Source organism: Flavobacterium adiutor, assembly GCF_048282555.1.
In the GTDB taxonomy this organism is placed as follows: domain Bacteria; phylum Bacteroidota; class Bacteroidia; order Flavobacteriales; family Flavobacteriaceae; genus Flavobacterium.
In genome coordinates, this window is record NZ_CP182487.1 from 4163268 (window position 1) to 4176359 (window position 13092).

6 protein-coding genes are annotated in these 13092 nt (G+C 36.0%); all 6 read right to left on the reverse strand.

What is annotated here, in order from left to right:
* Positions 1–86: 86 nt before the first annotated feature.
* Genes ACNC7R_RS17560 through ACNC7R_RS17585 form a run of 6 tightly spaced genes read right to left on the reverse strand, consistent with a single transcriptional unit; the run spans position 87 to position 13092 of the window.
* Positions 87–1826, reverse strand: a complete 1740-nt coding sequence (locus ACNC7R_RS17560) for a RagB/SusD family nutrient uptake outer membrane protein (protein ID WP_417942318.1) — start codon at positions 1824–1826, stop codon at positions 87–89.
* 29 nt (positions 1827–1855) lie between these two features.
* Positions 1856–5035, reverse strand: a complete 3180-nt coding sequence (locus ACNC7R_RS17565) for a SusC/RagA family TonB-linked outer membrane protein (RefSeq protein ID WP_417942319.1) — start codon at positions 5033–5035, stop codon at positions 1856–1858.
* 20 nt (positions 5036–5055) lie between these two features.
* The gene (locus ACNC7R_RS17570) at positions 5056–6528 is read right to left on the reverse strand and encodes a fasciclin domain-containing protein (protein ID WP_417942320.1); all 1473 of its coding nucleotides are present in this window, start codon (positions 6526–6528) and stop codon (positions 5056–5058) included.
* A gap of 56 nt (positions 6529–6584) precedes the next feature.
* Complete coding sequence (locus ACNC7R_RS17575; RefSeq protein WP_417942321.1) at positions 6585–8276, reverse strand: fasciclin domain-containing protein; 1692 nt, start codon at positions 8274–8276, stop codon at positions 6585–6587.
* Between the two features lie 12 nt (positions 8277–8288).
* Positions 8289–9788, reverse strand: a complete 1500-nt coding sequence (locus tag ACNC7R_RS17580) for a RagB/SusD family nutrient uptake outer membrane protein (protein WP_417942322.1) — start codon at positions 9786–9788, stop codon at positions 8289–8291.
* Between the two features lie 16 nt (positions 9789–9804).
* A complete protein-coding gene (locus ACNC7R_RS17585) occupies positions 9805–13092 on the reverse strand; it encodes a SusC/RagA family TonB-linked outer membrane protein (RefSeq protein ID WP_417942323.1) in 3288 nt (1095 codons plus the stop codon).

The following is a 13092-nucleotide window of genomic DNA, read 5'->3' on the forward strand; positions in this document are numbered from 1 at the left end:
GAAAAGCAAAAAAACCTTAGCAGTGAATTTTGCTAAGGTTTTTTATAAGAAATAGGTTTGGGGATTATTTCTTTTATTATATAGTTTTACCAGTTAAAAGGCAAATACCAATTGTTAACATTCATTAGTTTAGATCGTACATTCGCAGCATTTGCATTTCCTTCTCCTTTAAGTTTTTCAAATACTTTATCCGCTAAAAAAGCCGGGTCATTGCGGCGTAAAGAAATACGTACGAGGTCTTCCCAGCGATTTCCTTCGTAGGCTAATTCTAAAGCAGCTTCATCAATGATATTATTTTCGATAGAGGTTAAACTATCTCCAACAACAGGTGCTCTCTGAAGTCTGGCACGACCACGAATACCTCCTCCACGGTGCCATATTGCCCTATAAGAAGGGAAGTCACCCATACGCGCATCAAAATCATAAGGGAAGGCTTTTTTAGTCTGCATGATATTTGTTGCATCTCCTGTGCTTACATTATATCCTGCAGGCGTATAAGCATTTTGTATTCCAAAGTTTAAAATGGCATCAGCAATTCTGTGATTGTTATCTCTGTTAGCTGCTTCAGCATAACGCAAGTGTAATTTGGCGGCACGATATAAAAACCAGTCTCCATTTGTTTTAAAGGTGTTAGCAGCGGCTTCATATTTGTAAATATATTTCATGATTACCGGTTCTCCGGCTACCTCTTTATAGGTAAATTTTTGTCCGCGGGCATCATAAGGGAAACCATTAGTTTGTGTGTTGTTTTGCCAAAGAGCAATTGCACGTTTAGAAGGTTTTGCTAAATATTTTCCACCTGTTTTTGAAAAAAATTCGATGAATGGATTTTTAGGTGCAAAGTTACTATCGAAAGGCAAGGACCAGATCCATTCTGTGTTCCATAATACATCTCTGTCTCTTCCAAAAATAGATCTCCATCCCTGAGTATTATTATCGACTAATGTTGTAGCATCCTGTTCATAATATCTTAAATAGCCTACAGATAAATCATTATTTGTTACCACTTCGGCATATTTTATTCTGTACATATCAACATCATTTCTTGGAGTTCCTGTTTCCATTACATTTTTGTAATGTGCAGCGGCTTGTAGATAATTCCCTTTCCAAAGTTGTAAATCGCCCAGTAAACACTCCTTATTGATAAAAAACTTTTCTGTATTATAGCCATCTACAGTTACTAATAAGCTGCTGCCCGAATCGTATATTTTTTTATAAGTTAAACCCTCAGTAAATTTAACCAGTTCATCAATCAGCTGATTGAAAGAGAGTCTAGGAAACTTATTAATGTTTTTGACATCTTCAATATTTGCGATTGGCTCTGTGATATAAGGTACGGTACCATATTGGATTCCTAATTGTAAATAAATCCAGGAACGGATACAGGCAACATCTGCATAACGCTGTTCATATTGTGACTGCGTAAATTTCTTTTGTGCAACCATAATATCAAAATTTTTGAGAGCATCATTGCAGTTTTGAATAACCTGATAGAAATCTTTTGGATTTATATATGGATTTTCTGCTGAGACATTTTGTTCTGAAAGTTCTTTTAAATAGGGATCAGAGTTATTAGTTGTTGTCATCAAATCTGCTCGCATTTCATTAAGGATGACATATTTCTTGGCCAGTCCCATAAATTTCCCGTAAATACCTATAACTGCTGCATCAGCATCATAAACATTACGATACATTTGTTCTTCTGCAACCTTATCTTGTGGTTCTACATCAAGGTATTGTTCGCAAGAATTTAGGGAAAGCAATAGTACTGACATCCATAACAAGGCTTTGGCAGATTTTTTTGTTTTTGTTCTTATTGTTATCATTGGTCTGTTCTCTATGTTGTAAAATAATTTTAAAATCCTAAGCGTAATCCAAGCTGATAATTCGTAAACTGAGGAGTGAGGCCGATATCTGCACCTTGTCCAAAAATAGAAGAGGTCGCACTGAATTCAGGATTGTACCCAAGGTATTTGGTAAAAGTCATCAAATTATTGGCAGTAGCATACATTTGAATGTATTTGACATATTTACTATTTATTGGAACATTATATCCTAACACTAAGGTTTTCAGTCTTAAATAAGAACCGTCTTCAATCCATCTATCTGAAAATTCTGAGTTGCCCATAGGATCACCCCAAGTTGCTTTTGGCATATCAGTTTGCTGTCCTTCAGCTCTCCAACGGCTCGCAACAGCTATACTTTGATTTTCATATCCGCTCATTTTTTCAAGATTGTAGCGTACGCCATTATAAAGATCATTACCTACAGAGAAATTAAATAAAGCCTGTAAACTAAATCTTTTGTAAGTGAAATTTGTACTAAAGCCTCCTATTACATCCGGATTTGGATTACCAATGACTACCCGGTCTTTGTCATCAATAACTTTATCTCCATTAGTGTCTGTAAAACGCATGTCTCCGCCGCCAAAAGGAACTAAGCTGCCATTTGTCAAGCGTCTTGATAACCCATCGGTATTGGCTTCCGCAGTTGTGCTATAGACTCCGTTACTCTTTAATCCATAAAATAAGTTGGCATCCTGACCTACTGAAGTTAAGTAAGTTGCGCCTCCAAATTGCGTAAGAATATCACCACTTGGTAAGCCTTGAACTTTGTTTTTATAATGGCTTACATTAAATCCAAAGTCGAAAACAAAATCAGGAGTATTAATGACACGTGCATTCAAAGCAAGTTCAGTTCCAATTGTGCGCATTGCACCACCGTTGGAAACGACATAATCGAATCCGCTTTCAACACTGATTGTTTCATAGGTAATCATATTGGATGTTTTGTTCCTATAATAATCTAAAGAAAGATTGATACGTTCTTTAAACAAACCTAAATCCAAACCTAAATTCTTTTTTGAAACGGTTTCCCACTGCAAATCAGGATTTCCAATATTGCCACGAACCAAGCCCTGCATTCCAAGTAAATTTTGAGAAACATAATAATTTTGAGCAGTGTAGTTGCCAATGTCATCGTTTCCGCTTGTGCCGAATCCAACTCTAAGCTTAAGATGATCGATGTCTTTTATATCCTTCATAAAGTTTTCAGAAGAAACTAACCAGCCACCTGAAATTGAAGTCATCAGGGCATATTTGCTTTTTCCTGTTGAGGCATCGTCTCCAAAACGGCTTGAGCCATCCACAGCATAACTTGCTGTTAGAAAATATTTATTACGAAAATTATAGTTTGCATTAGCATACAAATTGAGCCAGTTCCATTCTCCTAGTGCTCCTCCTACCTGGCGCAATAAATTGGAACCTGCTCCTACACTTGTAAAATCGTCGGTAGAAGAATTGTACCCTAAACCTAAATCACTTTCTGTTTTATTACTTTGAGCCCTGAATCCAAAACGAACATTCAGATTATGGTCATTGTAAAACGTTTTCATATAACTGGCAAAAGTATCCATATAAAGGCCATTGTAAATTTGAACTTCACTTCCTGACTGGTTTTTACCAATAGCAGTGGGCAAAATAAGATCTGCGACACCATAATCCGGAAGGAAAAATGATTCTCTTTCTTTATTGAAACTCAAGCCAAATATAGACGTAATGTTCCACGCATTGTTTAAAGCATAATTGAATTTTAAGTTACCAAAAAAGCGATAGTTATTGTTTTTAGCAAATCCATCTGCTAAAATAGCATTTGGATTACTTACATTAAAATAATCTGTATCAGCGAAATTTGGAGAGACTTCTCCGGCATCACTAACATCATAATAGGTTAAAAAAGGAGATTTTGTCAGCGCTAAATATAATGGACTTGTTTTATAAGCAAATCCCTGATTCCATTGATTTTGCTGGTTGTCAATAAAAGAAAGGTTAGCATCGACTGTTAACTTTTCGGTTAATTTCAGAGACGCATTTAAACGAACACTATAACGTTTAGAATCAGCACCTTTAATAACTCCCTGACTGTCTAAATAACCAACGGATAAACCAAATTTAGCTATGTCATCACCTCCACGAACTTTAAGGAAATAATTTTGATTATAGCTGGTATTAAAAACCTGATTCTGCCAATTGGTCTGATTGTGGTATTTGTAATATCCAGGAGAACCAACCAGGTCATTCATGTAAGGCAAATCGGCAATTTCCTGCTGTGATAAGCCACGGCTTGCTTCTAGCTGAGACATGTGCGTACGATAGGCATCAGCACCCAAAAGAGGTAATTCATCAGGAGTTTGATTAACACCTCCGTACATGGTGAAATCAATTTTAGTTGATAACTCGCTTGCTCTGGTTGTTGTTATGTTTATCACGCCATTGGCCCCTTTTGTTCCGTATAACGAAGTACCATCTTTAATTATAGTTACGTCTTCAATATCTTTAACGTCAATATTTGTTAGAGGAGAGGAACTGTTGTTTTGGATGATTCCGGAACCGTAATCTTCGTCATCATAAATCATTCCGTCTACAACAATTAAAGGCCTGTTGCTTCCATATAACGAATTAAAGCCTCTTAAGGTCAGGTAACTTCCGGCGTTGGGCGCACCAGAATTTCTGATACTGGTTAGTCCGGCTGCTCTGCCCTGAAGAAATCCAGCAACAGATTCTGTTACAGGACTGGACCATTGGTCTTTTTTGAAATCAACTACATTAGATGCATTCGTATTATTATACTGCATCACATTTCCGGATGGCAAATTAGCGATTTGATAGGTGGCAGAGTAGTTGGTCTCATGTAAGAATATTTCTAAACCCGATTTTCTGTTTTTGACGGCATATAATTTGGTTTGAAAATCCTGACCACTTATAGTTAGAACAGCTTCCAGGTTAGGTACTCCAATTTCAAAAGTACCGTCATCCTCCGTAATAGCAGCTGAAAATCCTTCGACAGCAATATTTATTCCTGACAGAGCTGCTTTTGTTTTCGCACTTTTGACAATACCCTGCACTAAAATACCCTGTATTTTTTTCTGAGGAGCTGTTGCGGTTGAATCCTCATCAGCCTGAGCATATAATTGCGCATCAAAGCTAGTAGCAACAAAGAGGCTTACAAGGCAGGTTAGTTGTATAATTTTTAACATAATTAATTTTTTATAAAATATTAATTTTTAAGGACAGGTTCGAATTTTAAATAATCAAGAGTAAGGGCACTGGTTGATTTTGTTCCGCCTATTAGAGAAATCAGACCACTATAGCCTGCATTAGTATATTCAAATTCTCCTATTTCTACCTCTTCATAATTATTAAGCGGCACTATAACAAGTGGAAACGTTTTTGTAATATTGACTACAGGAAATCCTGTAGCAGCCTGATCTATTTTTCCGCCAATACCTAATTGTTGTTCAAAAAGATTGGCCGTTCTGTCATTTATTGCTCTCCATGAGATTTTATATTTTGTACTATACATGTCATTTGCCTCATAAAACAGGGTAAACTTGGGCATAGCAGGAAGTTCTACCATGATATCATTGTACAGACCATCTGGGTAGAGTGGGTTAGCGGGTCCTTTTTTATCACGATAAAGGATCCTACTTCGAACCCCATAATATCTTGTGTTTTTTTCACCTTGTATTATAGTAGTAACCAAACGTTTTTTAAGATCAACAGCTACTCTTTTCATGATGTAAACAATCCCGTTACTTAATACAATTGGCTCGCCTACAATTTGTGTTTTATCAATATCAACTTCAACACCAAATCTTGAGATTAATTTATCTGGCAGTTCATCTTTTGTATAAGCTTTTGGAAAGACCATGTCTCTTACTGTAAAATATTTTGAATAAATAGCAGTTGAGTCAATAGCAGGATTGTTTGAAGGTTTATTTAAATAGGGTTTCATTTTAGTTACCTCAATGTCATAACCACTATCTTCCATTAAGAAAAGCGTATAAGAATTTTTCTCGTTGTTAAGATTGTAAACGTTTTTTAAAAATGAGTTGGATAAGGAATCTGCAAGGAATCCAGGAGCAGCTTCAAGTTTTGCAATAGCATCAGAATTGTAAATACTAAATTCTTTTAAACTCAGTAAATAATTACTCATGGAGGAAGTACTTGCTTGTGAGTTAATATATTCCCAGATATTGAGTTTTGGAGCAAGCGCTTTATTGACAATATGGAATACGCCATTTGCAGCATAATGATCTGCTTTGACTATTGTTGCATCACCAATTGCTTTGGTTCCTTTAAATGTTAGGTATTTATTGCTTAACATTTTGATTCTTTCCTCATCCGTATTTCTGACGGATGAATAAGAAGTTAATGCGATGTGGTTTTCAACAAATTTCTTTAAAGCTTCAGGATTATTTAATATAGTTGAGCTAACTGCTTTTACAGCTTCATTCGTTGGTGCAAAAACAGTATACGTTTTAGAGGCTGCTAATATTTTGTCATAGCCTGTTTGCGTTACTAATTTACCAAATTCAGCTGTTTCCGGTGTAGTACTGATAGCCTCATTTAGCGTCACATTTAAATTTGCATCACCATTACCTTCTTTATCATCCCACGGACTGGAACATGAAGTCAATCCAATTGTGAGAAGAACAAAAAGGAGTTTTTTATATTTTGATAAAATCATTTTTACTTAATTAAGTTGGAAATTAGATTTTTGATTTAAGTTTTGAATTATCGAGTTTACGGATAGTAAAAGCCACCTGTACCAGAATTAAGTTTTGGATACAACTGATCCATATCTATTGGTCGAAACTCTGCCACATCAAACCACGCCTGAGCAGAGAACGCATTGTTACTTTGTAACATCAGCTTATGTCTTCCTGTGGTGGTAATATCTACTGTACCTACTAAGCGGGAATTCATTTTGCTGGTAGTTGGGTAAACATGGCGTTTATAGCCTTGTGACTCTAATACTCTTTCTTCTATACTGCTGAATTTGTTCCCGTTTTCCAGCATATTGATTTGTCGGGACATTTCTACTCCGTCAACAAACACTTTTACAAGTCCTACTTTTGTATCCTGTCCACGGTAAGAAATCCATAATTTGTATTTTCCTTTAATGATAACCGGAGTGTTAAAAGTAATATTCTGGCAATTTCCGTCTCTGAAACGATTAATTTCAAGACAGTCGCCATGCCAGCCAAAGCCTACTGTTCCTCCTTTAGCGACATCTTTGAAATATGTGATAGGATCGTTTGAATCCCAGGTAACATCTTTGAATAATGCTTTTGCTAAAGAGGTTTTAGGAGCTGCTCCAGGAATCCTAAAAACAGATGTAAGCTGCCTAAATTCATTTTGATCACAAAAATCAAAATATACAGGAGCTGGTAAACGTTTTTTGATTGCAAAATTAGCAGCTGCAAAGTGCAATACACCGTTTGAAGCTGTTACATCACTTTTTTCTCTGACAATAGCGATTCCTTTTTCTAATACACCATTGAAAACCTCTTCATTTAATAAAATCACATCCTTATCAAGTTTCGCACTGATGACTTCAAGAGGCGCTTTCGTAATCAGGGCAGGTGATATAGCTATATCTGCCAGATATTGCAATTTTGGTAAAATGCGGTAGCTCACAAATAAATTTAGACTGTCTTTTGGATTTAAAGGGTCATGTAAATGACTATATTTTGCTTTTAATTCTTCTATATTGTTAATACCAGCTGCCTTAAATGCGTTATTATCCTGTACCAGAACTGTAAGATAACTCTCTATATCATTTTTTGTGTAATCAATAGGTTTATTGAGCACATCATACCAGCCTGTAATTTTTAATGCTTCAGTAAATAAAGAAAGGTTTATATCCTGTTCAATAGTTTTTGCTAATGTTTTATCTGCAACACGCAATACTTTATCAATCACATGAATTACCCCGTTTCCTACTTGAACATTAGATTTAAGGATACTGGCTTGTTTATTAACTGTTATACTGGATTCACCGTTTTTATTTGTAGCACCAGTTACTAAAAACTGACCATATAAACTTGGCGTGGCTATTTTTCCATCGGTAAACGATGTGGTATTTATTGTTTGGCTTAAGATGTGAAGTTTAACAACATTCTGTAAATCTGCCAAAGGGACTTCTTTTAATGAATTGGCTCCGACATCTTTCAAATACTCTTTTACGGCATTGTTTGTAGGAAGGAATAAAGTGTAAGTACCATACGTATTCATGAATGAAGCATAATTTGTAATCTCCAGAACTTCTAAAAACATTGAATATTCTTCTGTATCTCTTAAATAATCGGTGATGTTAAGAGTTTCATCTGTACTTTCCTTAATTTTTTGCTCAGAGCAATTTTGAAACACTAAAGCAATCAAAAACACTAAAGTAAATCTCAAGAGGCCAGGTAATCTTAATAGTCTTTTCATGTCTTAATTTTTTTATTTGTAAAATGGATTTTGTACAAGTTTTTTATTGGTATAAAGCTCGTAAGTATTAATAGGCAAATAGTGACTGTTTGGATCTTTTAATTTAGCAATAATCGATTGCTGCTGATCAGCAGGGGCACTTAAAATAGCACCATCAATTAAAATATCCAGTCGTTCATAATTGTTTCTTCTGGCATTGCGAAGCATATCAAACCAGCGTTTGCCCTCAAAAGCAAGTTCACGCGAACGTTCTGCTAATATGTAGTCTATAACTTCTTTCTTATTATCAGGATCAACCAACTCAGCAGTCATGTCAATTGCTTTGCGCTTTAATCTGATAAAATCAATAATTGCAAGTGCTTCAGAGCCTCTGTTTAATCCGGCCAGTGCCTCAGCCTGCATTAGCAACACGTCAGCATAACGATATACAAACCAATGAGTGTCAGCGCTCTGTAATTCTTTTCTGGTCTCGTTGTTTTCACCTGTATATTTGTAAATTTCATTGGTTCCGGCAACCAGCGAAGTACGGTCACCTCTGCTATCCTTGTTGTTTGGATTATTAAAGTCAACTCCGTAAACATCTTCTAAAACTGTAGCAGCAGCCATAAACTGAGGTCTTTGAAAGAAGATATTATAAAATGGCCCTAAATTAGTAGTAGTATATTGAAACTCAAAAATACTCTCTACTGAATTTCCTTTAGCATAAACAGTATTAAACCAGGTATTGTGTAAAGTGGGAACCAGGTTAAATTTACCAGATTTTGTTACTTTTTCAGATGCATCGAAAGCTTCCTGAAAATTATCATTCCACAGGTAAACATCTGTCAGCATCGCATTAATGGCATAAACGGTAATACGTCCTTTGTTAGATGCATTATCACCATAATCGAGTACTGCGTATCCTTCAGCCAGTTTAAGATCTTTAATTACCTGAGCAAATACATCTTTCTGAGAAGAAACAGGCAATTGAAAATCATCTTTATCAGTAAGGGTTGCCGTTAATTTTAAGGGTACATCTTTAAAAGTACGGGCCAGTGTGAAATACAAATAGGCTCTTATTGCCAAAGCTTCCGAAAGAAAATGATTTAGCTGAGTCTCAGTTAAAGTCGGATCTTTTTCTCTAACAGCAGGGGCAAGGTCAATTATCGTATTACAATAATTGATGGTTCTGTAAAATATAGCCCAGTTGGTCAAATCATTTGAAGCCATAATGTTAGAATTCATAATGTCTCTTTGATCCTCTGATGCATTTGGCCCAGGGGCAATCATATCGCCTCTTAATTCTCCATGCATGAATAAATATTGAGACATTGGTAAATCGCTGACTCCCGGAGGCGAATTTAACAAAGAAGAATACATACCAATAACAGCAGCCTGAATGTCTTCTTTAGTTTTCCAAAATTCTTCACGAATAATTCCGTCCTGAGGACGTAAATCTAAGTAATCATCGCATGAAGTTACTGCGATAAACAGTGTGAAGATGGCCAGAATTGTTTTTATTTTAGTTTGCATAATTCAAATTTTATTATTAGAAACGAATAGAAGCACCTATCGTAACACGTTTTGTTGGCGGAGTACTCGATTTATCAACAGCAATAGCAAATGGATCTCCGGATTTCATATTTACTTCAGGATCCTGACCTCTGTATTTAGTAAAAGTGATTAAGTTATCTGCCGTTATATAGCAGCTTAAATCTCCAAGTTTTAATCTCTTGATTAAATTTTTGCTAAAATTATAACTGAAAGTAACAGAACGCAGGCGTGCAAAAGAAGCATCTTCGACATAACGATCTGAACCTAACCAGTTATAACCCGCTCCATAAACAGCTCTTGGCATATTGGTTACATCACCAGGATTACGCCATCTGGACAAAACAGCAGTACTTTGGTTACTAAATCCATACATGTTGGTCGCTTTCATATCGGCTTCATTTACCACTTCATATCCAATTCTGTAGGTAAAATAAAGCAATAGCTTGAATTGATTGTTAAAAGTGACTGTAGGGCCAAAACCTCCGGAAAATTTAGGATTACTGTTTCCTAAGTAAACCACATCGCGACTATCGATATTTCCGTCATGATTGATGTCTTCATAAATAGCGTCTCCAGGCTGGAATACATAATTAGTGATAGGGTAATTGAAACGCATAAATACTTCTTGTCCGTTGGGTCCTATAATGGTATTTCCATTGGCATCTTTAGCTTTCGTTGCATTGAGATCTGTATAAACTCCTTTAAAGCGATATCCATAAAATGAACCAAAAGGATTATTAACCTGAAGAAAACGCTTGTATTCTCCATTTCTGTCTGTATTTCCACTTTCGCTTGGATAATATTCGGAAATTTCTTTAACAGTATTCTCATTACTTGCAACATTGAAGTTGAAATCAATTTTCCATTTATCAGTTTTAAGAGGAATGGTGTTAAGTGCTATTTCGAATCCTCGGTTTTGTAATGTTCCTACGTTCTGATCAACACTGTTGTATCCTGAAATACTGCTTAACTGAAGATTATCGAAAATAAGATCTTTTGTAATGTTTTTATATAAATCTACATCTATAGTAACACGGCTTTTAAACAATTGCAGGTTGAAACCCAGGTTAGTTCCCTGTAATGTCTCCCAGCGTAAGTTACTCAATTCAATATTAGAAGGGATAACTCCATTAAGACCTAAATACTGCGTGCTATAATTTGAATATGTATTAAAATAGGTATAGTCGGCTTTTGGTGCCCTGCCAGATTCTCCATAACTAGCCCTGATACTCAAATCATCAATAAAGGTTACGTTTCTCATGAATTTTTCTCCAGAAACTCTCCAGCGAGTAGATATTGACGGAAAATAACCATATCTGTTTTCAGGTCCAAATTTTGAACTTCCATCTACACGGACACCTACATTAATAATATAACGGTCGAGTAAACCGTATTGCGTACTCATTAATGCACCAACGCTTCTGGCCTGACCGTTACTGGTGTATAAGAATAAATCTGAATTTTGAGTTCTTGACGGAACTGATGGATCTGTTAATACAGAAGAAGCAGTGTTGGATGTCATTGAACGATGCGTAGTGTACATAAAATCATTGGTTTGCAATGATAATAAGGTTTGTAAAGTTTGTTTTTCTCCTATATTTGGTGTCCAGATAAAATTTGTTTTGGTTACAATATTAGACTCATCGCTATCAGCATCAGAGGCTCTGTTTACAACAGTTTCAGTGAAAGGGCGTCCCGTTGCATTTTGAGGTAAAAATGCTTTGGATTTCGTGCTTTTATAATCAAATTGCAAGTCAAAAGTTGAAATGAATATTTTAGGTATGATGTCAACATTTACATTAAAATGGGGAGTTATACGATCCTGAACCTGATCATTAGTAGCAAATTCAGCCATTGCTACAGGATTATAAGTTCCTGAATAAGTCCCTTGTACATTAAAAGCCGGCGAAAAATAATTTGGTGTAAGATTTCCCATTTCATCATATTCATAGATGCTCATATTTGGCATTTTAATAAAAGCAACACCTCGCAACTTATCACCATCTTTATCATCAAAACTATTCACATAGTTACGCTGTGTATTGGTATGAGTATAAGCGATATCGGCTTTGAATTTAATACGATCAGAAACGATATAATCTAAATTTAATCTGGCATTTACTCTTTCCAGACCAGTTCCTATAGTCACTCCTTTTTGTTTATAATAGCCCACAGAGCTAAAATATCGGGCTTTTTCGCCACCTCCCTGCAGAGAAAGATTGTGCTCATGTGTTATGCCTGTTTGTGAAATAGCGTCAATCCAATTGGTGTTCTGACCATAATTTTTATAGTTATACACATCTAAAGGATCATATTGAAACTCTTTAACATTATAGGTATTCAATGGTACTCCGTTTCTATTCATAAATTCTTCAGGAATCAACTGCGAATATTGATCACCGTTTAGCATCGGAACAGTAGAAGGTAATTTTGCGATGGTTGATTTGTACGTATAAGCAATTTTAGGTGCGCTTACCCCACCACGTTTTGTGGTAATTAATAAAACCCCGCTGGCGGCACGAGAACCCCACATTGCTGTAGCAGCAGCATCTTTTAAAACAGTAATGCTTTCAATATCCGTAGGAGCGATATTTAATAAAGCAGAGTAACTTTCTGAATCAGCTGTTCCAAAGTTAAAATCGTCTGGTACAGCTGTTTCATAAGGCATTCCGTCGACTACAATCAAAGGATCTGAAGATCCTGAAATAGAAGAAGTTCCTCTAATTCTGATTTGCATTCCTGCTCCCGGATCACCACTGGTAGAGGTAATATCAACACCTGCCAAACGTCCCTGAAGCGCCTCATCGATAGTAGGAGCCTGTGTATAAGCTAAATCAGCCGCATTGATAGTAACGGCACTGGTGGTTCTGTTTCTGTCATCAATTTTCATTAAACCATTGTCAGACTTTTTTGTGCTTTTAACAACCACCTCGGTAAGTGATTCTACACTAGAAACAAGTAGGACTCTGATTGATTCTCTTCCTTTTATTGCTATACGTTGAGACTTATATCCAATTGTAGAAATAAATAATTTATTGTTAGGATCTTTAACCCTTATAGCAAAATTTCCATCAATATCTGTTACCGCACCAGAAACAGTACGGTTTTCAGAGTCTTGTTCTGCAATTGTTGCTCCGGGAATACTTAGTTTATCGCTTGCGTCAAGAACCTGACCCCGAACTAAAAAAGTTTCATTTCCTTGTTGTGCCAATGCTGGTAAAGCAGCTAGCAGAATAAGGGCAAAAGTAAAACTGTAAAATATATTTGTAATTTTGTGTCTCAT

What these genes read in the sequence shown, in the direction of transcription:
- ACNC7R_RS17560 (WP_417942318.1), bottom strand. Translation starts at nt 1,826, where the DNA reads ATGATAACAATAAGAACAAAAACAAAAAAATCTGCCAAAGCCTTGTTA.
- ACNC7R_RS17565 (WP_417942319.1), bottom strand. Translation starts at nt 5,035, where the DNA reads ATGTTAAAAATTATACAACTAACCTGCCTTGTAAGCCTCTTTGTTGCT.
- ACNC7R_RS17570 (WP_417942320.1), bottom strand. Translation starts at nt 6,528, where the DNA reads ATGATTTTATCAAAATATAAAAAACTCCTTTTTGTTCTTCTCACAATT.
- ACNC7R_RS17575 (WP_417942321.1), bottom strand. Translation starts at nt 8,276, where the DNA reads ATGAAAAGACTATTAAGATTACCTGGCCTCTTGAGATTTACTTTAGTG.
- ACNC7R_RS17580 (WP_417942322.1), bottom strand. Translation starts at nt 9,788, where the DNA reads ATGCAAACTAAAATAAAAACAATTCTGGCCATCTTCACACTGTTTATC.
- ACNC7R_RS17585 (WP_417942323.1), bottom strand. Translation starts at nt 13,092, where the DNA reads ATGAGACACAAAATTACAAATATATTTTACAGTTTTACTTTTGCCCTT.